Annotated in this window: 31 protein-coding genes; 1 reads left to right on the top strand and 30 read right to left on the bottom strand. The window is 65.2% G+C overall.

The annotated features are described in order from the left end of the window. The 11 genes from FEV53_RS13710 to FEV53_RS13660 form a co-directional block, all read right to left on the bottom strand. Positions 1-1,488: calcium-binding protein (locus tag FEV53_RS13710; RefSeq protein ID WP_142835389.1), on the bottom strand; the 1,488-nt coding region annotated here is incomplete at its 3' end. Positions 1,489-1,858: 370 nt separating this feature from the next. Next, a complete protein-coding gene (locus FEV53_RS13705) occupies positions 1,859-2,086 on the bottom strand; it encodes a hypothetical protein (RefSeq protein WP_142835388.1) in 228 nt (75 codons plus the stop codon). Further along, a complete protein-coding gene (locus FEV53_RS13700) occupies positions 2,083-2,325 on the bottom strand; it encodes a hypothetical protein (RefSeq protein WP_142835387.1) in 243 nt (80 codons plus the stop codon). Before FEV53_RS13700 ends, FEV53_RS13705 begins: the two co-directional genes overlap by 4 nt. Further along, positions 2,322-3,134 carry a glycoside hydrolase family 19 protein gene (locus FEV53_RS13695; RefSeq protein ID WP_142835386.1) on the bottom strand — a complete coding sequence of 271 codons (813 nt, stop codon included), beginning with the start codon at positions 3,132-3,134 and terminating at the stop codon, positions 2,322-2,324. The genes FEV53_RS13700 and FEV53_RS13695 overlap by 4 nt, the downstream gene beginning before the upstream one ends. A 128-nt stretch (positions 3,135-3,262) precedes the next feature. Further along, entirely contained in the window at positions 3,263-3,778 is a 516-nt protein-coding gene (locus FEV53_RS13690) for a hypothetical protein (RefSeq protein WP_142835385.1), read from the bottom strand. Between the two features lie 11 nt (positions 3,779-3,789). Further along, entirely contained in the window at positions 3,790-4,107 is a 318-nt protein-coding gene (locus FEV53_RS13685) for a hypothetical protein (RefSeq protein WP_142835384.1), read from the bottom strand. Then, complete coding sequence (locus FEV53_RS13680) at positions 4,097-4,432, bottom strand: hypothetical protein (RefSeq protein ID WP_142835383.1); 336 nt, start codon at positions 4,430-4,432, stop codon at positions 4,097-4,099. The genes FEV53_RS13685 and FEV53_RS13680 overlap by 11 nt, the downstream gene beginning before the upstream one ends. Continuing rightward, positions 4,429-5,433: a phage late control D family protein gene (locus tag FEV53_RS13675; protein WP_142835382.1), complete on the bottom strand. Its 1,005-nt coding sequence runs from the start codon at positions 5,431-5,433 to the stop codon at positions 4,429-4,431. The genes FEV53_RS13680 and FEV53_RS13675 overlap by 4 nt, the downstream gene beginning before the upstream one ends. Next, positions 5,424-5,636 (bottom strand): tail protein X, encoded by a 213-nt coding sequence (locus FEV53_RS13670; protein ID WP_142835381.1) that lies wholly within the window; start codon positions 5,634-5,636, stop codon positions 5,424-5,426. Before FEV53_RS13670 ends, FEV53_RS13675 begins: the two co-directional genes overlap by 10 nt. Further along, positions 5,636-6,058 (bottom strand): phage tail protein, encoded by a 423-nt coding sequence (locus tag FEV53_RS13665; protein ID WP_142835380.1) that lies wholly within the window; start codon positions 6,056-6,058, stop codon positions 5,636-5,638. Before FEV53_RS13665 ends, FEV53_RS13670 begins: the two co-directional genes overlap by 1 nt. A gap of 8 nt (positions 6,059-6,066) precedes the next feature. Beyond that, positions 6,067-8,727 (bottom strand): phage tail tape measure protein, encoded by a 2,661-nt coding sequence (locus tag FEV53_RS13660; RefSeq protein WP_142835379.1) that lies wholly within the window; start codon positions 8,725-8,727, stop codon positions 6,067-6,069. 66 nt (positions 8,728-8,793) lie between these two features. Between FEV53_RS13660 and FEV53_RS13655 the strand changes: the two genes are divergently transcribed. Then, positions 8,794-8,997 (top strand): hypothetical protein, encoded by a 204-nt coding sequence (locus FEV53_RS13655; protein WP_142835378.1) that lies wholly within the window; start codon positions 8,794-8,796, stop codon positions 8,995-8,997. 166 nt (positions 8,998-9,163) lie between these two features. On the opposite strand, the gene FEV53_RS13650 is transcribed toward FEV53_RS13655, so the two are convergent. The 19 genes from FEV53_RS13650 to FEV53_RS13560 form a co-directional block, all read right to left on the bottom strand. Then, the gene (locus FEV53_RS13650) at positions 9,164-9,445 is read right to left on the bottom strand and encodes a hypothetical protein (RefSeq protein WP_142835377.1); all 282 of its coding nucleotides are present in this window, start codon (positions 9,443-9,445) and stop codon (positions 9,164-9,166) included. 14 nt (positions 9,446-9,459) lie between these two features. Continuing rightward, entirely contained in the window at positions 9,460-9,966 is a 507-nt protein-coding gene (locus FEV53_RS13645) for a phage major tail tube protein (protein ID WP_142835376.1), read from the bottom strand. Positions 9,967-10,053: 87 nt separating this feature from the next. Next, complete coding sequence (locus FEV53_RS13640; RefSeq protein WP_142835375.1) at positions 10,054-11,232, bottom strand: phage tail sheath subtilisin-like domain-containing protein; 1,179 nt, start codon at positions 11,230-11,232, stop codon at positions 10,054-10,056. 55 nt (positions 11,233-11,287) lie between these two features. Beyond that, complete coding sequence (locus FEV53_RS13635) at positions 11,288-12,160, bottom strand: hypothetical protein (RefSeq protein ID WP_142835374.1); 873 nt, start codon at positions 12,158-12,160, stop codon at positions 11,288-11,290. Continuing rightward, a complete protein-coding gene (locus tag FEV53_RS13630; protein ID WP_142835373.1) occupies positions 12,160-12,603 on the bottom strand; it encodes a hypothetical protein in 444 nt (147 codons plus the stop codon). The genes FEV53_RS13635 and FEV53_RS13630 overlap by 1 nt, the downstream gene beginning before the upstream one ends. Beyond that, complete coding sequence (locus tag FEV53_RS13625; protein ID WP_142835372.1) at positions 12,596-13,132, bottom strand: hypothetical protein; 537 nt, start codon at positions 13,130-13,132, stop codon at positions 12,596-12,598. The genes FEV53_RS13630 and FEV53_RS13625 overlap by 8 nt, the downstream gene beginning before the upstream one ends. Then, positions 13,129-13,701 (bottom strand): phage tail-collar fiber domain-containing protein, encoded by a 573-nt coding sequence (locus FEV53_RS13620; RefSeq protein WP_142835371.1) that lies wholly within the window; start codon positions 13,699-13,701, stop codon positions 13,129-13,131. Before FEV53_RS13620 ends, FEV53_RS13625 begins: the two co-directional genes overlap by 4 nt. A 10-nt stretch (positions 13,702-13,711) precedes the next feature. Continuing rightward, positions 13,712-14,359, bottom strand: a complete 648-nt coding sequence (locus FEV53_RS13615) for a phage tail protein I (protein WP_142835370.1) — start codon at positions 14,357-14,359, stop codon at positions 13,712-13,714. Beyond that, positions 14,352-15,308, bottom strand: coding sequence for a baseplate assembly protein (locus FEV53_RS13610; protein ID WP_142835369.1), 957 nt, complete (start codon positions 15,306-15,308; stop codon positions 14,352-14,354). Before FEV53_RS13610 ends, FEV53_RS13615 begins: the two co-directional genes overlap by 8 nt. After that, positions 15,305-15,694, bottom strand: coding sequence for a GPW/gp25 family protein (locus FEV53_RS13605; protein ID WP_142835368.1), 390 nt, complete (start codon positions 15,692-15,694; stop codon positions 15,305-15,307). Before FEV53_RS13605 ends, FEV53_RS13610 begins: the two co-directional genes overlap by 4 nt. A gap of 5 nt (positions 15,695-15,699) precedes the next feature. Continuing rightward, complete coding sequence (locus tag FEV53_RS13600; protein ID WP_142835367.1) at positions 15,700-15,906, bottom strand: hypothetical protein; 207 nt, start codon at positions 15,904-15,906, stop codon at positions 15,700-15,702. Between the two features lie 22 nt (positions 15,907-15,928). Continuing rightward, complete coding sequence (locus tag FEV53_RS13595; RefSeq protein WP_142835366.1) at positions 15,929-16,222, bottom strand: PAAR domain-containing protein; 294 nt, start codon at positions 16,220-16,222, stop codon at positions 15,929-15,931. Then, on the bottom strand, positions 16,222-16,743 hold the full coding sequence (locus FEV53_RS13590) for a phage baseplate assembly protein V (RefSeq protein ID WP_142835365.1): 522 nt from the start codon (positions 16,741-16,743) through the stop codon (positions 16,222-16,224). Before FEV53_RS13590 ends, FEV53_RS13595 begins: the two co-directional genes overlap by 1 nt. Beyond that, positions 16,743-17,519 (bottom strand): hypothetical protein, encoded by a 777-nt coding sequence (locus FEV53_RS13585; RefSeq protein ID WP_142835364.1) that lies wholly within the window; start codon positions 17,517-17,519, stop codon positions 16,743-16,745. The genes FEV53_RS13590 and FEV53_RS13585 overlap by 1 nt, the downstream gene beginning before the upstream one ends. Then, positions 17,519-17,890: a hypothetical protein gene (locus FEV53_RS13580; protein WP_142835363.1), complete on the bottom strand. Its 372-nt coding sequence runs from the start codon at positions 17,888-17,890 to the stop codon at positions 17,519-17,521. Before FEV53_RS13580 ends, FEV53_RS13585 begins: the two co-directional genes overlap by 1 nt. Beyond that, on the bottom strand, positions 17,890-18,303 hold the full coding sequence (locus FEV53_RS13575) for a hypothetical protein (protein WP_142835362.1): 414 nt from the start codon (positions 18,301-18,303) through the stop codon (positions 17,890-17,892). The genes FEV53_RS13580 and FEV53_RS13575 overlap by 1 nt, the downstream gene beginning before the upstream one ends. A 98-nt stretch (positions 18,304-18,401) precedes the next feature. Beyond that, positions 18,402-19,403: a major capsid protein gene (locus FEV53_RS13570; RefSeq protein ID WP_142835361.1), complete on the bottom strand. Its 1,002-nt coding sequence runs from the start codon at positions 19,401-19,403 to the stop codon at positions 18,402-18,404. Positions 19,404-19,416: 13 nt separating this feature from the next. Then, positions 19,417-19,797 carry a head decoration protein gene (locus FEV53_RS13565; protein ID WP_142835360.1) on the bottom strand — a complete coding sequence of 127 codons (381 nt, stop codon included), beginning with the start codon at positions 19,795-19,797 and terminating at the stop codon, positions 19,417-19,419. 3 nt (positions 19,798-19,800) lie between these two features. Next, on the bottom strand, positions 19,801-20,907 hold the full coding sequence (locus FEV53_RS13560) for a head maturation protease, ClpP-related (RefSeq protein ID WP_142835359.1): 1,107 nt from the start codon (positions 20,905-20,907) through the stop codon (positions 19,801-19,803). Positions 20,908-20,909 lie beyond the last annotated feature (2 nt).

Below are 20,909 nucleotides of genomic sequence, written 5' to 3'. Positions count from 1 at the left end.
CAGAGCCACATTCTCAATGCTTGTATCAAGCGCCTGCACCCCGTCTGTCAGGTTTATCCCGACAAACGTCTGCACGACATCAATCCCGGCACCGCCGCTCAGCCGATCCCCGAAGCTGTCCATCACCAACGTGTCATTGCCGTTGCCGCCAAGGATCGTATCGGCCCCGATCCCGCCGTTCAGAAGGTCATTCCCGTCACTGCCCCAGAGCTGGTCATTCCCGGCGCCGCCGTACAGAGTATCGTGGCCGCCATAACCGATCATACCGTTATGACCGGCATTACCCGACAGCACGTTGTTGAGCTGGTTCCCAATGGCATCAATATTGCCGCTTCCGAGCAGAGCCACATTCTCAATGCTTGTATCAAGCGCCTGCACCCCGTCTGTCAGGTTTATCCCGGCCGACGTCTGCACGACATCAATCCCGGCACCGCCGCTCAGCCGATCCCCGAAGCTGTCCATCACCAACGTGTCATTGCCGTTGCCGCCAAGGATCGTATCGGCCCCGATCCCGCCGTTCAGAAGGTCATTCCCCTCACTGCCCCAGAGCTGGTCATTCCCATCGTTTCCATTCAGCGTATCGTTGCCACCATCCCCATACAGGCGGTCGTCTTGCGTTCCACCCCAGATCTTGTCATCACCCTGACCTCCATAAAGCAAGTCTTCATCGATACCTCCTGCGATAAGGTCATTACCCTCACCCCCGTAGATTGTATCGTTACGGGCCAGACCGTTAATGACGTCATTTCCCTTCAGGCCATAAATCGCACCCTCATTTCCCTTAAGGTCGTAAATAATATTGCTTTTACCACTCCCAGAGCTTTGGCTGATCAATAAATGCTCGAAAGCACTAAACTCATAGTAGGGAACCTGATTAAAATCATCAGTATAAATTGTAACAGGTAAGCTACCAATGGTCAGATCAGCCCTTTCCCAATCTTCCTCATCGGCTCGATCAGTGTTAGAGACGTCGGCAAAAAATGGAAAGTGTCTTTCCTCATCAGAATTTGAAACAATATTCCAAGAATCAAGAGTTCCGGGTTCTAAATTTTCAGTCAACCTCGCACCTTGCAGCGCAACCATCACATAGTCGCCCTGCGCATCGCGAATTCTCAGCCACTGCTGTTCCTGATACTCAACGACATGCACCATAATCTGACCGATCTGCAGACCAGAATACCCGATATCGTAGACACTAAAAGTTTGGCCACCGACCTTGAACGAATCTCTTGTGGGGTCGAAATCATCCAAACGAATTACTGCAAATCCTGCAACATCATTTATATTTGTAAATTCAAAAACATCATTCCCACCTCGAGTGTAAAAATGTGCTAAGTCGTGCCTAAAATTAGTTCCACTCGAGTTAAAATTATCAACGTTGATTATGACATGTTCCGAGATATTATTTCTGTCAGGAGCGAAGTAGTGGTAGTTAAAATTATCCAATTCATCAGATCCACCCGAGACTGCATATGTTACTCTGGCCATTCTCTACCCCCCAATATGCGTGCACTCAACCTTAACGAATCTAAACATTCGTGACAACACGCAAAAATACGCAGAGCGAGTTGGAGCGGATGCCTTCGCCCGACGGCATCGCAATGCGCCAGCTGGTGTCCGCGCACGTTCTCGACTATTAATAGCATAATCGAATTTGACAAATCGGCGCCCTCGTTTCTATGCGATTACATTTTCGGGGCGGTTCGTTTTAGATCAAATGGTTGATCTATCGCATCTCTCCACCAACCCATTGTGCCGGTTCAGCCCAACCGCCAGCGCCCGGTCCTCAGCGACGATCCGTCTCGCCAGATCCTCGCTGTCGGTCTGCAGCGGCTCAGCCAGTGTGCAGAAGTCCCCGTCACTCAGGTCCAGCCCTGTTCCGCAGGAGGCCATCGACCAGAGCATCATCAGTGCGATCACGTATTTCATCTTCGATCTCCTTGGCGTGCCGGATGGCGTCGACCTGTCGGGCGGCCCGGTCGATCTGGATGGCGGCGCCCTTGTCTGCCCGGCCCCAACCGTAGGCAGTGAGGCCGAGGGCGGCGATCAGGGTCAGAAGCCCTGCGGCGATGTAGATCCGGGTCATTTGCCGAAGCCCAGACGGCGGTGCGGCGCGCGGCGCTCGAACCAGAACCAGACCATGCCCGCGATCGAGACGATATCGGCGACGGCTTCTGCCAGTTGCATGGCGGTGTCGCCTGCAGCTTCCGGATCGATGTCGCCGAAGACTTCAGGCAGGACGATGGCGCCGACAGTGACCAGAGCGGCGACGGTGCTGCGGGCTTTGAGCGGGTTCAGGATGGGCAGGTCGGTGTTCGGGGTCATGCAGCGTCCTCCAGGGTTGCGCGGATGTGGGCGAGCTGCTCGGCCATCTGGGCCAGATCGGCGCGCAGCCGGGCGATCAGATCGAGATCGGACTCGGAGGCGGTCTCGCCCGCGAAGATGACATCCGGGGCGTTCAGCAGCGCGGCGTGGAGCGCACCCCGGGTCTGCGGGCCGCTCAGTCCGTCTGCCCGGATCCCGGCGTGGCGCTGGAACCCGATCACGTCCTCTGCACGGAACCCGAGCATCAGGAGTGCGGTGCGGTCATAGCACTCGAGCCGGTCTTCATAGCCATTCAGGCCGCCGTTGATCCGACGCGTAATCATCTCGATGTCGTTGTCATCGGCGTAGCGGTTCAGCGAGCGCCCGGTCGGATTGCCGGTGTCCCAATACCAGATCGCCGTGAGCCCCTCCCAAGGGTCGCTGTTCACCGCATCCGGGTCGCGCTCGAAGTCGGGCGCCAGAGGGTTCAGCGCCGAACACCAGAGCGTGAAGCGGCGATAGTTTCCACGCCCGGTGATCTGGATCGGACCGCGCCCTTTGAAGCGCTTGCCATCGCCGGGCTGGGTGTTGCCCAGATCGAGGCGCCCTTCATAGCGGCGCTGTGCCGCTGTCGGCCCCCAGATCTCCTGATCATAGATGAAGCCCTGCGACTCGTGGGCCAGCTGGCTCAGGAAGTGCGCCAGCCTATGCGGCTTGCGCAGCCCCATATCCACGGCATGGGCCGTCAGAGCGGCCAGCACCGGCCCCGTGTTATGGGCAGGCGGTTTGGATCGCCGGATCGCGGCGAGGAAGGCAGCATCGATCTGCATGGGAGGTCTCCAATGTTGAGAGTGGCGTGCGCGCCTCAGACACAAAGACGCGGCGGGGCGCCGGGTCGCGCACCGTTTCGGATCACAGCCGTCCGGCTGTCAGGACCGCCGGATCGGGCGGCGGAGTGTCAGGAGGTCAGGTCGTCGGCATCTGCGGCGGACGGGTCCCCGGCGCCGGCATCCCCGTCACCGAGAGGTCTCGGCCAGGCCCATTGCACGACCTCGCAGAGCAGCTGCGGCGAATAGCGCTGCGGAGAGGACAGACCCAGCGCCGCGGCGATGATCTCGGAGCAGAACCACTTGTCCGGATCATGACGGCCAAGGGCGAGGGTTTGCGACAGCAGGATCCCGACCATGTCATAGCGGGCCCCGAGATGGGACGTTAGGACGGCGACAGGAGGCTCCGGATCGATCGGCGCGAAGACCAGATCCCAGTGATCGGGGCGCAGCAGGATGCGCTTTTCGCGCACGCCCCCGTCCCGCGAGGACGAGGAGAAGCACACCGCCTCCTCGCCCAGCTGCGCCACGCCGCCAATCAGCTCGACATGACTGTAGGCGCTGCGGGTGGCGAAGCGGATCAGCGCATCGACAATGCGGTCTTTCTGGTCATCGGTGCGACCCTTGTAGAAGGCGAGTGTGATCATCACCGTCGAGCCTACTTCACGCCGAACCGCTTTTTCAGGTAATCGACGCCCTGGGCCTCGAGGACGGCAAGGATCGGATAGGCCATGAAGCCGGTGAAGCCCGCGATCGCCACGCCGTAGCTGTCCATGCTGTCGGGCAGCAGATCGTTCATCATCGCCGAGACGAAGGCGGCGATCAGGCCGTTGATCAACAGACGGGGGATCGTGATCGGCTGGCTCTTGCGGGCATGCTGGTAGAGCTGGTTAACGATGCCGCCCACGAACCCGATCACGGCGAAGGGGAGAAGCACCCAGAGCTGGCGGAGCTGTTCGAACGGGTCATGATGCATCGGGGGCCTCGTCAGGAGTATCGGCCGCGTGCAGCTTGCCGGCCATGTAGCTCTCCACGGCCCAGCAGACGCCGCAGAGATAGAGATCGAAGCAGGCCCAGCCGATGGTCTCCCAATCCGGCAGGGCCGCATCGCGTTCAGCGAAGACCCACTGGATCTGCAGCGGCAGATAAAGGGTGATCATCAGCGTGATCAGCGCCATGACCGAGGTCTCCGCTGCCAGATCCAGCCTGCGCTGATTGCGCCACAGGCCGCGCAGAAGCACCACAGAGCGCGCCAGGTTGACCGCGAAGGCGATCAGAATGAGTTGGTGTAACAGGGTCATGATGTGGCTTTCAGCTTGCCTGTGAAGGTGGTGCGCAGCCCGCCGGATTTGGTGAAGCTGTGCGTGACCTGATCGGTGAGGAACCCCCGCCCATCGGCCATGGGCCCCACGCCCGCATAGGTGACCGGCTGGCCGGCCATCAGGGAGGGTCTGCCGACAATCGCGCAGCTGGTCTCGACGAGCCCCCTTGTGATGTCGCGGGCGGCTGCGGTTGCCGCCGCACGGGCCTCCGCCTCGGAGCTGAAGGGATCGCGCAGCACATGTTCGCCGCTGGCCTCGGGATCGGCGGGCACGATCACCTCGCGCCGCGCGGCCCCGGCCCGGTCCTGCCAATAGGCTTTGACCGTAGCGAAGCGGTCCACATCGGTCTCGGTGATCCGGCAGCTCCCCTCGATGATATCCGGGTGCGACACGATGCCGGCTGTAATCACGCTCCCGTCCGCCAACTGCCCGGTGCCCCGTTCGAGCCACAGAAGCACCCCGTTCTTGATCGTAAAGAGCGCCCCGTGCCGCTTCGCCAGCCGCTCCAGAAAGTTCAGATCGGTTTCATCCTGCTGCCCGATCCAGTCATAGACATGGCCGGAGACCGCATCGGAGATCTTCGCCTGCAAGCCATGATCCGCCGCCTTCTCCGCGACGATATCTTTCACCGATGCATTGTCCCAATGCCGCGCCCGGCTGGTCTTCATCCCGGCCCGGAGATCGGCCGAGTGTCCTTTGACCGCGATCCGGTAGGGCAGACACTCATACTCCACCCGGTCGATGATATAGGCCCCGACAAAGGACCCCCCTGCCCCGGCCATCAGCGTGACCTCAACCCGCGCGCCGCGGCGGGGTGCCGCGACATGCGGGGCCGCGTTGTTGAACACCAGATTGATCGTGTCCGAGCGGATCCCTTCGCGGTCGGTAATCGTCAGGCTGACCAGCCGGTCAAAGAAGATCCCCGAGACCGGGAGACCGTCGACGGTGACGAGGAGTGTCGGATGCGTCGTCAGTCCCATAAGCGCAGCTCCGGGCTCTGGGCCGCCTGCCATGCCCCATCCGGTAACGTGATCCGGGTGCCGGGCGGCAGCCTGTGGGCCACATCCCGAATCTGCGGATTGGCCTCGAGGACGTGCTCGACGGCGCCGGCCTGCGCGCCGTATTCGCGCAGGCAGATCAGATCGAGCGCATCACCGGCTTTGGTCACGTAGGTGCTGGCCATCAGAGACCTCCGAGAAGCGAGAGCAGTGACAATCCGGCGCCGAGACGCTTCAGCTCGAGGGTGAAGGCGTTGCGGCCGGGCGCGCCGGTGCGGTCATGATAAGCGCGGTCCTCCTCGAGGCTCTGCACCGCATGCCGCCCGAAGACCTTGCCGCCGAGCGAGACCAGCATCAGCGGCACGCCGGAGGTTGCCGCCAGCCGCACGCCCTCGAGCGTTCCCTCCCCGCCGAACTCCTGCGGGAACAGCACCCCGGTGATAGACACTGTCTCGGAGCGCGGGCCGGTCCATTGCAGGGCGTTCAGACGCCCTGCCGCCTCGATCTCCGCCCAGGCGGTGTCGAGCTTGCGGCCCACCCCGGCATAGCCAAAGCCATGGGCACGGAACAGGAAGGGCCCGAGGGCCATGGTCACAGGTCCACTCATCTCACCTCTCAATCGGAAAAGCTGGCCGAGATCGTCGCCGAGACGCGCTGTCCGATGCGATCCGCCACAAGGTCCGCGATCACGCCCGGATCGCTGACACCCGACGGCACCTGCACCGAGACACTCTCAATCTGCACGTTGACCGTGCTGGCAGCGGCCCGCTCCGGAGCCGCCGCTGCGGGCGCCGCGATCACCGATCCGGCGATGGCTGCGAGGCTCGCTGCGCGCAGTCCCTGCGCCCCGCCTGACAGCCCTACAAAGCCGGGCGGACGCACACGCGGGCGGGGCATCACCGAAGACAGATGCGTCCGCACCGCCGCCTGCGCCTGAGACACGTTCAGGATGCCGCCTGAGCGCGAGGGCACGAACCACTCGGAGCGCGGCGTGTTTTCATTCACCAGATAGGGCAGCCCGGCCTGCACCGGCCCGCCGCTCGCCCGCGCTCCGGCGGGACCAAAGCCGGATCCGACCGGGGTGTCCTCGCGCCGGGCCTCGCCATTGAAGATCCGCTTCAGCCCGGCAGGGATCTCGGGCCACTTGATGTATTTGCTGAGATCCAGCGGCTTGATGAAGTCCCAGCTGAACCACGACCGGATTTTGTCGATATAGCTGCGCAGGGCTTCGAGGTTGAGATACTTGTCCCACCCCAGGGGCTTGATCAGCAGATGCCACGCCAGTTCACCGGCGAGCGATGCCCAGCCGATGATCGGAATAAAGCGCAGCGCCCCGCGTCCGGCCCACAGGAGAGGCTTGATCAGAGCGCTCCAGCGCAGACCACCGGCCAGGGAAGCCCAGCCAATCCCGGGAATGAGGCGCGCCGTCCAGACCAGCGGCTTCACGAGACGGCTCAGCCCGAACTTCGGCAGACGCGACAGCCCTCGAAAGGCGGTCCCGACGCCGAGGAGGTTCCCGGAGGCGAATGCCGCCCGCGCGCCCAGGCCCACCAGACCGAACCGCAGCACCGCCATGGTGCCGATCAGACCGGCGGCGGCGGTGAGCACGACGCCGCCCGCGACCGCCATGGCCCCCAGCGCGGTGGCGCCGACAAACAGGGTCTTCGTCAGCTTCGGGTTTTCTTTGGTCCAGGCGACCATACGATCGACAATGCGACGGGACACCTTGAGAAGCTCATTCAGTTGCGGCAGCACCACCGATCCGACGCTCACTCCAAGCCGGGTCATCTGGTTGCGCATGAGCTGCAGATTGTTCGCCGTGGTCTTGGCGCGCTCCGCATATTCCCGATCGGCACTGCCCGCATAGCTCTGTTCTTCCGCGACCAGACCGAGGGACTCGCGCAGGAGATCGAGATCGTTGATCAGCGGCGCCAGCGCCCGCGCTTCATCGCCGAAGAGATCGCTGATCAGGGAGGATTGCAGATGCTTCGGCAGCGTGTTGATCCGCTCCATCACGTCCAGCGTGGTCGCGACAGCGTCCTCCTGCATCCGTTTGGCGGCCGCCGCCGCGTCGAGGCCGAGCGCCTCATACGCGGCCCGCTGCCGGGGCGTCACGCTTTCCCCCCGGGCCAGAGCCTTGCCCATGTTGCGGAACGAGGTCGCCGCCACATCTGCATTGGCGCCTGCCGCGATCATCGCGGATCCGAAGGCCATGGTCTCGGTGGCCGAGAAGCCTTTCACTTCACCGTCGACCGCCACCCGCGTGGAGAAGTCGAGGACCTGCGGCGCTTCCGAGGCCATATTGTTCGACAGGTGGTTCATGGCGTCAAAAAGCAGGCTGGTCTCATCGAGGGTCAGGCCGAGCGCCGTTTTGATCTTAGCCATGGACGTGCCGGCGGTATCGGCGGAGACGTCGAACGCCACCCCGACCTTGGCGGCCTTTTCAGCGAAGGTCAGGAGTTCATCGGCTTTGAGCCCAGATTGCCCCCCGGCCGCCACGATCTGCGCCAGCCCTTCGGCCGCCATGGGAATGCGGGTCGACAGCGTCAGGATCTCCTCAGACATCTCGGCAAAAGCCTTCGGCGTCTCGAAGTCCACCACCTTGCGCACATCGGACATGGCCGTCTCGAAGGACATGGCCTGCCCCACGGGGCCGGACAGGGCGGTCATGACCCGGCGCCCGGTCTCGGTCGAGGCGCCGCCGACAAAGGACAGGTTCGCCGCTGTCCCCAGCGACCGGTCCATGCGCTCGCGGCCCTCGGCGATCCGCTTCTGCATCTCATCGACGCGCTTCATCTTGTCCACGTAGCGGCCAAAGGCGGTGGTGGCGCCGCCAAGCTCGGTGGCGAGCCGCCGCTGCTCACCCGCAAGATTGGACGTGTTCACCCCGGCCTCGCGCAGGGCGCCGCGCAGCTGGCCAAGATTGCGCCGGTGGCGCTCGTGGACATCTTCCAGCCGCTCGACACCGCGCCGGGCGGTCTCGAACTCCCGGCGCATCTGCGCGGTGACGGTGCCCCCGCCCGAGAGCGCACCCTGCGCCCGGCGCAGACGATCGCGGGCGGCTGCCAGCGCGGCGCTGGTCTCGGCCACCTTGCGCTTGGCTGCCTGGAAATCCTCGATCAGCCGCAAGGGTCCGCGCAGATCCTGCAAGCGGCTGAGTTCGGTGCGCACCCCGGTCGCAAAACGACCTGTCACGGTCTGCATGTTGCGCAGCACGCTGGTGTATTTGTCGACAGCGGTGATCGAGAGCTGGGTTTCGATGCGTTTCGTGGCCATGGGGAGCACGCTCAGGTTGATTACGGGAGGGGGAGGGCTTATCTTTGAAAGATGGAAGTCTTCGCGATGATCTTTGCCGTCCTGCTGATCGCCGCCGCGATTGCGGCGACGGTCTTCGTGGGTGTGATGGGCGGCGGGATCTGGGGTGCCTTAGGCTTTGCGGCGCTGCTGATCCTCGCCTACCGGGCGCTGACCTATGACAGCAGCCCGAGCCGGTCAGGTCCCCGGCATGGCTATAACGCCTTCCAGCGCTGGGCCTCGAAAGACTGAGCTCACGCCCGCCGCGGCTGGAGCGCCTCTTGCAGCTCCCGTGCCACTTCGTACCAGTGCCCGAAGGCGCTGACCTTCATGGCCAGCACATCGGGCAGCGGTGTGGTCAGAGTGCGGGCGACGAAGGCGGCGGCAAAGCGCAGATCCTTTGCCGCTTTCGCGCCGCTCAGTCGTTTCCCGCCTCCGCCTCCGCCGCGACATGGGCGTTGTAGGGCACCAGCACTGTCCGGCGGATCTCGCGGAAATCGCTTTCCTTGACTTTCAGAATCAGCGCCTTCTCGACCCCGGCCATGCCCGCCAGCAGCACGGCCGTTTGCAAGGCCGGGGTGCCGGCCTCTTCGACCGCGATGCTGGTCCCGAGATCCGGCTCGTCGAAGACCAGCTTGTCGATGGTCCGCCCTTCGAAGGAGACCGGGCGCTTCAGGGTCAGTTCAATGGGGAAGTCCATGATCGGGCCTCCCCTCAGAGCAACAGCGCGGCGCGGATGTCGCCGGTCTGGCTGACACCGCCGACCGAATAGTCGAAGTCGTCGATCTCGAAGATCGGCGCGCCGTCGATCTCGAGCTTGCAGTAGTGGGTTACGACCGTGCATTTCAGCGTGGCCTTGTCGCCCTCCTTCCACTCCATGTTGTCGAGCGCCGACAACCGGCCCCGAAGATAGAGCTCGGCGGAATGGGTGGTGCCGTCTTCGTCCACGAACGCCCCGGTAGCGTAGTAGACATGCTCGCTGCCCGGGCGTCCGGTCATGAGCTTCAGCGTTGCCGGATCGAACGCAGTCATCGTGAAGTCGAGATCCTCCATCTCGTATCCCAGGACCACCTTGCGGGATTTGATCATACCGGCATTGCGGATCTCTTCGGTTTTCTCTTTTGGCAGCGGCACCGTTAGGCTTTCGACCTGCCCGACCTTTACGTCCTCGTCGGCCCAGAACGCGCAGCGGCGCAGGATATAGGCGGGGGTGGATTTCATGGCTGTTACTCCTTGTCAGCGCGATGTTGCGGCCCGAACGCGACCTTCGACGCATTCGGGCTATTCGGTCGCCGGGGGCAGTCGGACTTAGGCCGCCGCCTTCAGCGCTTCCTTGGTCAGTTCCAGATAATACTGGATGTTGCGGTGCGCGATGAAACGGATGTCCTCCATCGGCGCGGGCGGCTCGAACTCCATCGACAGCGTGATCTTGCCCGCCGCCATCTCGCTCGGGTCGTTCTCCGCCGGATTGATCCAGACCTTGCCGCCAAGGATCGCCCCGGAGGCCTTGAAGCTCCGCATCGCCGCATTGCCGCTTTCGAGCATGAACTTCAGGTTGGCTTTCGAGAACGGCCGATCGACGAACTCCAGATAGGCCTTTTCTATGGCTTCATTGATGAAGTCCGCGGTGCGCCGCACCGACAGGAATTGCCACAGATCGTCGCTGGTCGCCGAGCGGTTGCCCCAGGTGATGAAGCCCGAGCTCATGTTCAGGATCGTGCCCACATGGTTCTCGTTGAGATAGTCGGACTGCGCGCCATAGGTCACCGTCCGCGACACCCCGCCGATGCCGTTGATCGGCTTGTTCGACAGCGAATGCCAGAAGCCGCGTTCGGTATCGACACGCGCCTGCACCCCGGCAAAGCGGGCGGAGGCCGGGCGCGCCACGTAAGCGTTGGTCGTGGTGTCCCAGACCAGCACTTTCGGATCGACCACATAGACCCGCTGCGATCCGATCAGATTGCGATAGGCAATGGCATCCGCGTCGGTCGTATCCGGGCCGTCGACATAGGCCACGGCGCCCAACTCCTCCAGCACCCCGGTGAGTTCAGCGACTACCGGGTTCGCCGTCACACCGTCGCCGCTGGTAAAGCCCGGGATCGCGATCAGGCGCGGCTTGATGCGCAGCTGCGCCTCGGCCTTCATCAGCGCATGCACCCCGGTCCGCGCGGTGGAATCGCCCACGAGATTCGAAAGGGTCGCGGCCGTGTCCACGCCCTCCTCGACGCGGATGACGATGGTGTAGGCGCCGATCTGGTCGAAGACATCATCGACCGCGTCCTTGAGCGTCCCGGCATCGCCGAGCCCCGCCGCATCGGTGGGCGTGCCCTTCAGAAGCACCGGCGTGTTCAGCGGGAACTTTGTCGCATCCGCATCAGGTGCAGTGCCCAGAAGGCCCACGACCGCGCTCTGGGCCACCTGGACCAGAACCGGCGTTTCAGCGGATTCCGCCAGTCGCGTGCCGTGGTGGAAGTTTGCAAAAGCCATGGCTTTCTCCTTGCATGAGATCAGAACCGGCCAGACGACCGGCAGCAAAGTGGCATCAGGTGACGCCCCATTTCTCGATGAGCGCGGCTTCGACCGTCGCCGCATCCGCCGCGCTCAGCGGCGCGCTAAAGCCCGCCAGCTCAAACCAGCCGCCCTGCCAGGAGCGGCCCGCATTCGAACCGGCCACCCGCACGCCCAGCCCCCCGAAGGTGATCTGCGGCAGGCTTTCCGTGCTGGCCGACAGCCGCAGCACCGAGACCGGCAGCGGCAGCAGGGACGCGCCAAACGCGCCTCCATTCACCGAGACTTTCGAGATCAGCCGCGCCGCGTCGCCTGCGGCCAGCCGGGAGGTGCCGCTCTCGCCCACCACGGTGCTCTCGGCCCCATCCCCGTGGCTCGCGAACAGCACGGTGTAGTTTGGCCAGACCGGCACGGTCCCATCTGCAAACCGGGCCACCAGAAAGAGCTCGGCGAGGCTGACATCGCTCGCCAGCACCAGTCCCAGATCGTTGGGCGCCTCGGGCCAGAACACACCGGGGGTGCCGTCCGGGCCGGACGCGGCATAATCCGGACCGCCCGCCGCCGCCGCGACCAGCCCCGGTCCTCCCGGGACCAGGTTCGCCATGGCTGTGACCGCCGCACCCAACCGCGTGATCGTGTCTGGGCGCCACGTGTCGAACCAGAGCGCGAGATTGGGCAGCGTTTCGATCACCGATGCGGGCGGGGTCAGGGCCGCGCTGAGGGTATCAAGCGCCGTGACCAGCGGCGTGTCGCCCGATCGCGTCGCGATGGTCGACACCCGAGGCTCAAGATCGGCGGCGGGCCCCGCATTGGCATAGCGCTGCCCGTCAAACCAGTTCCGGGTCAGCCGGTTCACATCCCCGGCCGCATCGATCAGCGCCCGGTGCAGGATCTCGTCATCGGCCATCAGAAGCGCCCGACCACATCCTGCACCTCGGGCGGGCACTCCGGCCAGACGCCATCCGCGCGGTAATCGGCCTCAGGGTCGGCGCTGAGGGCAGCATAGGCGGCGCGCATCTCCTGAACCCAGGCGAGCGCCGCGGCGATGCCCGAGAGAATGTCACGATCCCCGGCGCTGCGCTCAGCCTCGCTGCGGGCCGCGATCTGCCCCTGCGCCATGGCCATGTTGGACTGGGTTTCGGCAGAGGCCACGGCATAGATCCGCCGCCGGCATTCGGCGCGGACCGCGTCCTTGCGGTCGCCCATCGTGGCGGCGCTGAGGATCGCGTCCTGCGCTTCCGCATCGGGGGCGGATCCGGCCCAGGTGATCTCCGCGCCCCGGATCATGCGGATCGGGTGGCCTGCGTCGCGCGCAGCGGTGATGACGGCAGGGTGTAAGCGCTTATCCATTCTCGGCAACCTCCCAGATCAGCAGTTCGAGCTTGTCCACCAAGGCCGTGGCCGCAGACCCCACGGCCCCGCTGGTCATGTAGCACCGCAGCTGGAGAGTGATGTTGGCCTCGGTGGCATCTCGCCCAAAAAGGGCAGTGCCGCCCGCGTTGCACATGAGCACGTCGGAGCCGGTGGTCGGGCCCTGATAGCCAAGATGCACTTCATCGGTAAGCTTCGTGCCATCGCCCCGGGTCACGAACAGTTTCGCGAGCGGGTTCTGGTTTTCGGGACAATCCAGCCGCACCCAGGTGAACCAGGCGAAGCCGATCTGCGACGCGCGGCCGGGGAACTTGCTGGTGTAGACCGCGCTATGGGTGACGGTGGCATCGGCGATCGATGTGCCGCCGGGATAGGCCACCGTGGGGTTGGTGTCGTCAAAGATGCGGGACATTTGCGGCACCGCATCGCGCAGCTCTCCGATCAGCCCATGATAGGCGTCCCGGGTCGTATTCAGAGCAGTGATTGCATCCTGCAGGGCCGTACTCATACCGGGCCTCCTTGGTTGGGGTAGATGCTATGGGCGGCGTAGAAGGCCTCCCAGGTCTGGAAAGCCACTAGCGACAGCTGTGCCTGGCCTTCGAGCAGCCGGGCGAACTCTTCTGTCATCAGCAAGTTCAGGGCCGGACCCGTGGCAACGATGGTCACGGCTGCCGGATCGACCCCGGCGAGGACCAGCTCCAGCGCCAGCGCCGAGCGGGTCGCGTCGGATTTCCACATCAGCGCCTGCGTCGGATGGGAGGCCAGTGCAAAGAGCGTCCCATCGGCGAGGTAGAACCCCACCTCGCGGATGTAGAAGCTCGTCCCGTCGTCCTCCAGGACGAAGGAGATGTCGGTCTGACCGCCGCCCACCTCGCGGGCGTCCTGGATGGCCACACGCTGGCGCTCATCCTGCAGCGCCACGGCCGCGCTGCGACCGGCGCCATTGACGGCCACCGTATAGCCTGCGGCCCCGACGGCCACATGGGTGATGTCCACTTGAAAGCCACCATCGACGGCGGCGAGCGCGGCGGCAAAGCCCGCTTCGGTCAGGATCGGGGTATAGGGGTCGGCTGCCATAAATCTCCCTTCAGGCCAGTCGGGCCGTTACGCGGTTGAGGGGGCTCAGATGGGCCCCGGTGGTCGGTGCGATCCGGAGCTGCGGAGCGGCCTGCGTGAGCGTCAGAGCGCCGCGGGTGACGGTGAGCGCGCGCAGACCCGCAGCCACGCCCAGCGGGCGCAGGCGCAGCCGGGCCCCGATCGTCACGGCAAAACCGCGCGAGACAGGGGCGGCGCGCTCGACAACACTGGTCACCAGCCCGGCCAGTGTCGCATCGATGAACACCGCCTGATCGGCCACCAGCGGCTCGCCGGAAAAAGCGGTCACCTCGAAGGTGCCACGCGGCCCCGGCGGGGTGGTCTCAAACCACTCGGTCACGCGGGACTGAAGGCCCAGCCCGGCCAACGCCGCCCGGATGCCGTAAGGTGTGCCCTTATAGCGGTGCACCTCCTCCGCCACGGCGATCACCTGACGCTTGGTCTCCTCGGACCAGTCCGGGTTCCAGACATCGACCGAATGCTCCCACGCCAGCGCGTCGAGCCAGCCTGCCGGGACCGCGAGCGGGTCTTTGGTGATTGCGTCGACAGGCAGGCCGAAGAGCCGCTCCTCGAGCCGGTCCAGCGCCTGGACCAGCGGCGGGGCGGTCGGCGGCAGGAGGGTCTCACGGGGCTCAGACATCGCGCCAGCCTCCGGTGATGGATCGGGCCGACAGGGCGGTGCCCGTGCAGTATGGCGCCTCGAACGGGCCGATCTCCAGATCCGTGGCCGGCGCGATCAGCTCCACATCCATCACGCCGGCCACCGAGAGCGCAGCGGCGATGGATGTCCGGTAGAGCGTGCGACCGATGCGGATCCGGTTCGTGACAAAGGCGGTCACCGCTGCCTCGGCCGCCGCAAGGGCCGTCGCCGCCGCCTCGGGCGTGGTCACATGCAGCACCGCCTCGATGGCGTAGGGCACCGGCGTGGCCGAGATCACCGTCAGCTTGTCGGCCACCGGGCGCCGTGTGTCGACCGTGCAATGCCGGAACACGGTCTCGATCAGCGCTGCATCCGCCGTGCCATCCCCCTCGCTCGACAGGATCACCATCTTCGGCTCGGCGGGCGGAATGGCAGGCACCAGCCCATGGTTGGGCCCATAGACCGCCACATCGACCACCCGATCATCGGCATCGAGCGCCCAATAGACATAGGACCCTTCGGTGCCGTGTGGCGACCATGCCTCGATGACCAGCTGGATGCGGGCGCGGAAGGGCTCGTCGCCCTCCCTCACGAGAGTGTCGGGGTCGCTGTCATCGAGCACTTTGCGGGTCACGCCGCGATTGGCGCCGATCTGGTCGAGCGCGGCACCGCGCGCCGTGGCGAGAAACACCGAGCGCACCGCCTCGTTGATGCGGTTCTCCACGTAGAGCTCCCGCGCCGCTCCGGCTTCGGTGAGATAGCGCATGGGGCTCGCGGCAATGGTGCGGGCCAGCGCCATGATCTCGGCCACTTTCGGCGCCTCAAAGATCTCCGCCAGATGGGCGTCCAGCTCAGCGAGGCGCGCCTCGAGGATGGCGTCAAAGTCCAGCACGCCAATGGCGTCCGGCGCGGGCAGCGTAGTCAGGTCGAGGGCAGCAAAGCGGCTCATGCGGCAAGGCTCCAGGTCTGCACCCGGTCGCGTGTGATCCGGATCGTGTTGCGGTCCCCCGTCACGGTGGTCAGATCACCGCGATGGGCGTTCGGGCGATAGGTGCCGATCAGCGTCATGGTGATCTTCCCGGTCTCGCGCCCTTCGACCGCGACATCGCCCAGCTCAAAGCGCGGCTCCCAGCGCTCAAGGGCTTCGGCCACCGCCACGTAGAGCGCGAGCACATTGGCATCATTCATTGGCGCATCGATCAGCGCCGGCACATCGGAGCCGAACTCACGCCGGAAGACGCGGGTGTTGATCCGGGTGGACAGGATCGTCTGAATGCTCTGGCGCACATGGTCCCAGCCCTCGATTGTGCCCCCGGTGTCGTGGTTCAGGTCCATTGGGATCAGGCCTCTGGCGCGTCCGCTTTGGGCTTCGGTTTCGTCGCCGCCTTGACCGGGACCGGCGTCAGGCCCGCCCCATAGGGGGGCAGGTAATATTGCGCCTGCCGGGGTGTCAGCGCGACGGTCTCACCCGCCTCGCGATACACGCCGCCGATCTCGCGCGCCTGAACGACCTCATATTCCGCCGGGGCAGTTTGGGATTTGGACATTCTGATCTCCTGTGGTTCTGGGCTATCCGCCCGCAAAAACATCGGCAGACCCGCTGGCGACAGCCGACCCGCAACTGACCGGGTCTCCGACCCGGCCCACCGGGCGACCGTTGGCAAACACCGTGGCCGACCCGCTGGCGAGCACGCCCGCATGGGTCTCGGGGATGTCCGGGCAGGTATGGGCCGCCCAGGCATCGTCCTGACGGTGCAGGGCCTTGGCGTTGGCAAAGACATCGCCGCTGCCGCCTGAACTGGGACGTCCGGGCCAGCAGCCATGGCCGGTGCAGAGATCGCCCTTTCTGGTGACAGCGGCCATCAGTTCATCTCGATCTTTGCGCCGGCCTCCTGAATGCCGCCGGCATCCAGCACGAGGGTGGAGCCGTTGGAGGCGAGCGTGATGGCGCTGCCCGTCAGCGTGATCGACGATCCCCCGACTGTGATCCGGCAGGTCCCGCCACCATCACTCACGGTGATCGTGCAAGGCCCGACCGAAGAGAGCACATAGGCGTCCCCAGCGCCCGAAGGCCGTCCGATGGCGTCGGAGTTGAGGCTCGCCTGAATGCTGGCGTCATAGAGATCGCCGGACTCGGAATTGATCCGGACCTGCTGCCCGACCGAAGGCGGCAGGTGGGTCCGGTTTGCGCCGGCTGCGGGCTCCTCCCACGGGATCCAGCCAGTGACGAACGGGATCTCGCCGTCGAGAAGCCGGACGCGGGCCAGCCCCTCGGCCGCATTCACCTCGGTGACCACGCCGGTCCGGGACTGGGACCGGATGCGCCGCTCCAGCTCACTGATCCGCCGCCGCAGGTCATCGATGATATGCGCAAGCTCCGCCATCAGCCCGGCTCCGCGTCGCTGGTGGCCTCAGTGATCGTCACATCCCGCGCCACGCCCCCGTAGCTGTAGAGCTGCAAGGCCTCGGCATCGCGCACCGTCATCGAGGTGAGCTGTTCGATCGGCTCATAAAGGCCTGTGGTGGGCGCGCCGAGCAGCGTCTCGAACAACGCGCGCTGCGGCAGGTCGTGGTCCCGCATCAGCGCCATGAAGCGCGCCCACGGTCCCTCGGGATCCATGGGCTGGCCGAGCCGGGGATCGGCGAAGACCTCGAGCGTCAGCTTGATCTGACCTGCTGCGAGCCGGACATTGTCTGCAGAGCTGCTCGCCCGGACCGCTTGCCGCGCCACATAGGATTGCACAAAATCCCCGAAGACCTGCGCCCAGGGATTGTCCGGATCCGTCAGCGCCCGACCGATCTGGACCTCGAGGACATCGAGGATGGCTTCGAGATGGGCGTCTGTCGCGGGCAGGCCTTCGATGATCTCCGTCTCACCCGTCTCGCGATCGGTCGTGGCCATGGTCATGGACACACCGCAATTGAAGGTCAGATCCACCTGACCGTTGGTCCGCAGACCGGTTGCCCCCAGATCCGTGGCCTTGGCCATATCGGTATAGACCGCAATAAAGGGGCGCTTCTGATCGCTGCTGAGCTGCCCGTCGCTGGTGTGATCGATCGCGGCGATCTGGCTGTCGAGCACATTGTCCCCGACCAACGTGCCCGCGGCCTTCAGCGCCTCGACCGCCGTAATCCTGAGCGCCATCATCATCAGCGACATCAGTTCACATCCCCCAGCTCACAGATCAGGCGCAGATGGGACCGGTCATCGACCGCCTGCACCTCAAAAATGGGTTGGCCCGGGCGCTCCAGCGCCACCACCTTGTCGCTGGCGCGCAGGATCAGATCCCCATGGATCATCCGGTCGATGCGCAGGGTGCCCCCTTCGGCGTTGATCCCGACGCGGGTCCGCGCGCGACCGCGCAGGCCCAGACCCTCCGCCTCCCGGTCCCCGGTGCGCAGGATCGCGACAATCTCCGAGGGCAGCCGCGCCGGATCCGGACGGCCCTGCGCCATGGGCAAGTGCCGGATCGCCTCGGCGAAGGCGTCATCCACCTCCGCCATCAGCTCCGCGCGCAGCTCCGCATCCATCAGCTCCTGGCCTCAAGGGCCGCGAGGGCCTGCTGTGCCGCCAGAAGGTCGCCCCGGGCCTGATCGGCCTCATCGGTGCCCTCGACCATGTCCAGCGCCGTCTGCCGATCAGCGACCGCCTTGCGCGCGGCGGTGATCTCCGCACTCTCGGAGGTGTTCACCTTGGACGTCTGGTCGGCGGGCGCTTTCGTTGGCTTTGCCTTCCGGCCTGCGGACGCCTTCGGGCCTGCCTTTGCCTCCGGGGCCTCGCAGGCTTCGGCCAGGCGATCCGCAATCAGGTGATCGGCATAGGCGCGTGGCAGCTGGACCGGCACGCCCGTCTGCATCTTCTGGTCTTCGTCGGCGCCGAGGACAGCGGCGGGGACGGTGAGGTTGCTGAGGCACGCCACCCATTTCATTTTTGACTGGGCCATTGGGGATCTCCTTTGACAGGCTCTGCGCCAGAGCGCCCGGCAGGCGCTCAGGGACAGAGCCCGGCAGATGCCTGCCGGGCAGTGTCGCGTGATATGTGTCAGGCGATGGTCAGCTTCTTCAGCACGCCGGGACGGGTGCAGAGCGAGATGGCGTTCATCTGGCTGTCGAGGTGCCGGCCCTTGCCATTCTGCATCGGGTACTGATGGGCGTAGCGCGGCAGGCCGATGGTGTTCACTGCCTCTTCGAGATCTGCCGGGGCGAACCGGGTGATGAAGAGATCCGGCACACCCACCGGGAAGACCCGGGCTTCATCGGGGGCGAGGAAGGCCGCGCCGCCATTGGCCGCCGTGGCCTTTTTGCCGGTGCGGTAGCGCTCGAAGGTGACCTTGCCGACCGTGAACACATCCGGCGCCCCATCGCGCAGCTGATACCCCTGGTTGTCAGCCAGGAAGGTCTCGCGGACTTCTTTCTGCGCCCAGAGCGCATCGTGGAAATCGCGTCCGCACATGGCGTGGACATGGTCATAGGCCGCGTCGAGCTCATCTTCGAGCGCATAGACGACCTCGCCCTTGATCAGGCTGGCGATGCCGCTGACCTGACCGTCGATGCCGAGCGCCACCGGCTGAGGCACCGCGAGGCCGAAGCGATCATAGAGATTGTGCAGGACCACGCCCTTCCCCGACAGGATAACGCCCTTGATGGCGCCGACGCGCTGATGCTCCAGCGTCGCATCAAGAGACCGGGCGTGCCGGGCAAGTTTGCCATCGATCCGGTTTTGCACGCTCTCGAGCTGATCATCGCTACCGAACTGCAGCACATTCTGCACCTCATCGGCCATCACCGTGTCGTTGATCTCGTAATGATCCACCTCGAAGGGGATCTTGCGGCGATCTTCATCCCCGATGGTCTGACCGGGTCCGCCGCGCGGTGTCGGCTCCACCAGATCGAGCGTGCCATTCTTCTCCTCGATCTTGATCATCGTGGAGGTCACGCCGTCTTCCTCGAAGATCCCAAGCGCCCCGAGCTGACCCGGAACAAAGGGCTGATCGTTCAGCGCTGCCGTGAGCGCGATGACGGAAAATTCAGTTTCCCAATCCATAGGTCAGGTCTCCTCAGCGCACGCGGATGCCGACAGCGTCAAGCTGGGCAATCTTCGTGTCGGTTTTGGTCTGGTCGGTCACCGTCGCGTCAAAGGCGAGCATCGGCCCTTTGACTTCGGCGTCCCGGTCGATCGCGGTGACGTCCACGTCCTGATCGGTCGCATCGACCGCGTAGCCCAGAACAGCGACAGCAGTCTCGGCGCCCTCGAGGCCGGCCACCACGGCGGCAGGCGCGGCCACGTATTTGCCCGAGGCAGTTACCTTGCCGAGCACCGTGCCGGGAGCGAGTTTGCCCGCGCCGCTGGCGATGGTGAGGGTGGTGCGCGATCGGTTTCCGGAGGCTTCCGAGAGCAGGAAGGCCATGTTGCGGGGGGGCATGGTTGCGGTGTCCATGGCTTACGCCTCCTTTCCAAACCGGCGGGCGGCATAGATGCTCCCGGTGTTGATGGTCGCTTTGGGCTTTGCCTGCGCGGTGGGCGCGGGCTGGGCCAGATCGGCCGCCGCGCTGCGGCGGGCCTGGTATCCCGCCGAGTCCGGCGCGGGCGCGGTGCTGGCCGTGGGCGCATCGGCGGAGGCGGCCGACAGCGCGGCAATCGCCGCCTCGGCCGTCATGTCCGTGTCGAACGCCAGATGGCGCGCGAGGGCGGGCTGCGTCTGCGCGGCCTCGGCCTCCATGATCGCCTTGATGCGCCCGCGCTCATCCTGCGGCGCGGCCGGCGTGCTCGCGACAGGCGTCGCAGGCGGTTCGGGGGTCGGGGGCGTCTCGGTGGACGCCTTCGGGGTCTCAGCCATGGGGGGCCTCTCCTTTGGTTTGGGGGTGGCCGAGGCTTTGGGCCGGGCCGGTTGCGTGTGTCGGGTGACGGACAGCGGAGGCCGCCAGCCATTCGACTGCGCCTGCGCCACCAGATCGCGGGGCGCATGGGCATAGGTTTGGTAGGGAAAGGCCGCGACAGCCTGCGAGGTCTCTTCGAGCGCCACATCGGCAAAGCCTGCGGTCACCGCCTCTTCGGGCGTGTACCAGGTTTCGGCGCGCATGATGTCGCGACACTCCGCATCTGGCTTGCCGGACTTGCGCGCATAGACCCGGGCATAGGTGTCGCCGAGGCTGTTGAGCGCCCGGATTGTCTTGTCGTGATCGGCGACCGTGCCCCAGGTGAAGCCCGAGGGATCGTGGATCATCAACAGCGCGCCCAGCGCCATCGAGACCGTCTCGCCTCCCATGGCGATGATCGAGGCCGCCGAGGCGGCGATCCCGTCGATCACCACATCCGTCCGCCCCTCGCGATCGGTGAGCGCCGAGCGGATGGCCGTGCCTTCGGTGGCAATGCCGCCGCCACTGTTGAGATGAACGACCAGATCCGCGTCCGGGCCGATTTCGCCCAGAGCCGCAACCACCTCCGCATGGGTAAAGCCATCGAAGATCGTCCAGCCGTCGATCTCCAGCGTGGACTCGCCTACATACCCGGTCAGCGTCAGCCGACCCTCTTCGACAAGGACTGCCATCG

The sequence above is a fragment of the Palleronia caenipelagi genome (assembly GCF_007004065.1).
Classification (GTDB): Bacteria; Pseudomonadota; Alphaproteobacteria; order Rhodobacterales; family Rhodobacteraceae; genus Palleronia; species Palleronia caenipelagi.
This window is presented reverse-complemented; position numbering and strand designations above follow the sequence as displayed.

Excerpts from the sequence above, each read along its gene's own strand:
- FEV53_RS13610 (WP_142835369.1), bottom strand. The coding sequence starts at position 15,308 with ATGAGCCGCTTTGCTGCCCTCGACCTGACTACGCTGCCCGCGCCGGAC.
- FEV53_RS13625 (WP_142835372.1), bottom strand. The coding sequence starts at position 13,132 with ATGAGTACGGCCCTGCAGGATGCAATCACTGCTCTGAATACGACCCGG.
- FEV53_RS13620 (WP_142835371.1), bottom strand. The coding sequence starts at position 13,701 with ATGGCAGCCGACCCCTATACCCCGATCCTGACCGAAGCGGGCTTTGCC.
- FEV53_RS13655 (WP_142835378.1), top strand. The coding sequence starts at position 8,794 with ATGATCTTTGCCGTCCTGCTGATCGCCGCCGCGATTGCGGCGACGGTC.
- FEV53_RS13650 (WP_142835377.1), bottom strand. The coding sequence starts at position 9,445 with ATGGACTTCCCCATTGAACTGACCCTGAAGCGCCCGGTCTCCTTCGAA.
- FEV53_RS13680 (WP_142835383.1), bottom strand. The coding sequence starts at position 4,432 with ATGACCCTGTTACACCAACTCATTCTGATCGCCTTCGCGGTCAACCTG.
- FEV53_RS13635 (WP_142835374.1), bottom strand. The coding sequence starts at position 12,160 with ATGGCCGATGACGAGATCCTGCACCGGGCGCTGATCGATGCGGCCGGG.
- FEV53_RS13580 (WP_142835363.1), bottom strand. The coding sequence starts at position 17,890 with ATGGATGCGGAGCTGCGCGCGGAGCTGATGGCGGAGGTGGATGACGCC.
- FEV53_RS13695 (WP_142835386.1), bottom strand. The coding sequence starts at position 3,134 with ATGCAGATCGATGCTGCCTTCCTCGCCGCGATCCGGCGATCCAAACCG.
- FEV53_RS13575 (WP_142835362.1), bottom strand. The coding sequence starts at position 18,303 with ATGGCCCAGTCAAAAATGAAATGGGTGGCGTGCCTCAGCAACCTCACC.
- FEV53_RS13590 (WP_142835365.1), bottom strand. The coding sequence starts at position 16,743 with ATGGCGGAGCTTGCGCATATCATCGATGACCTGCGGCGGCGGATCAGT.
- FEV53_RS13585 (WP_142835364.1), bottom strand. The coding sequence starts at position 17,519 with ATGTCGCTGATGATGATGGCGCTCAGGATTACGGCGGTCGAGGCGCTG.
- FEV53_RS13560 (WP_142835359.1), bottom strand. The coding sequence starts at position 20,907 with ATGGCAGTCCTTGTCGAAGAGGGTCGGCTGACGCTGACCGGGTATGTA.
- FEV53_RS13595 (WP_142835366.1), bottom strand. The coding sequence starts at position 16,222 with ATGGCCGCTGTCACCAGAAAGGGCGATCTCTGCACCGGCCATGGCTGC.
- FEV53_RS13690 (WP_142835385.1), bottom strand. The coding sequence starts at position 3,778 with ATGATCACACTCGCCTTCTACAAGGGTCGCACCGATGACCAGAAAGAC.
- FEV53_RS13570 (WP_142835361.1), bottom strand. The coding sequence starts at position 19,403 with ATGGATTGGGAAACTGAATTTTCCGTCATCGCGCTCACGGCAGCGCTG.
- FEV53_RS13600 (WP_142835367.1), bottom strand. The coding sequence starts at position 15,906 with ATGTCCAAATCCCAAACTGCCCCGGCGGAATATGAGGTCGTTCAGGCG.
- FEV53_RS13665 (WP_142835380.1), bottom strand. The coding sequence starts at position 6,058 with ATGAGTGGACCTGTGACCATGGCCCTCGGGCCCTTCCTGTTCCGTGCC.
- FEV53_RS13675 (WP_142835382.1), bottom strand. The coding sequence starts at position 5,433 with ATGGGACTGACGACGCATCCGACACTCCTCGTCACCGTCGACGGTCTC.
- FEV53_RS13565 (WP_142835360.1), bottom strand. The coding sequence starts at position 19,797 with ATGGACACCGCAACCATGCCCCCCCGCAACATGGCCTTCCTGCTCTCG.
- FEV53_RS13685 (WP_142835384.1), bottom strand. The coding sequence starts at position 4,107 with ATGCATCATGACCCGTTCGAACAGCTCCGCCAGCTCTGGGTGCTTCTC.
- FEV53_RS13660 (WP_142835379.1), bottom strand. The coding sequence starts at position 8,727 with ATGGCCACGAAACGCATCGAAACCCAGCTCTCGATCACCGCTGTCGAC.
- FEV53_RS13670 (WP_142835381.1), bottom strand. The coding sequence starts at position 5,636 with ATGGCCAGCACCTACGTGACCAAAGCCGGTGATGCGCTCGATCTGATC.
- FEV53_RS13645 (WP_142835376.1), bottom strand. The coding sequence starts at position 9,966 with ATGAAATCCACCCCCGCCTATATCCTGCGCCGCTGCGCGTTCTGGGCC.
- FEV53_RS13700 (WP_142835387.1), bottom strand. The coding sequence starts at position 2,325 with ATGACCCCGAACACCGACCTGCCCATCCTGAACCCGCTCAAAGCCCGC.
- FEV53_RS13640 (WP_142835375.1), bottom strand. The coding sequence starts at position 11,232 with ATGGCTTTTGCAAACTTCCACCACGGCACGCGACTGGCGGAATCCGCT.
- FEV53_RS13705 (WP_142835388.1), bottom strand. The coding sequence starts at position 2,086 with ATGACCCGGATCTACATCGCCGCAGGGCTTCTGACCCTGATCGCCGCC.
- FEV53_RS13615 (WP_142835370.1), bottom strand. The coding sequence starts at position 14,359 with ATGTCTGAGCCCCGTGAGACCCTCCTGCCGCCGACCGCCCCGCCGCTG.
- FEV53_RS13605 (WP_142835368.1), bottom strand. The coding sequence starts at position 15,694 with ATGGACCTGAACCACGACACCGGGGGCACAATCGAGGGCTGGGACCAT.
- FEV53_RS13630 (WP_142835373.1), bottom strand. The coding sequence starts at position 12,603 with ATGGATAAGCGCTTACACCCTGCCGTCATCACCGCTGCGCGCGACGCA.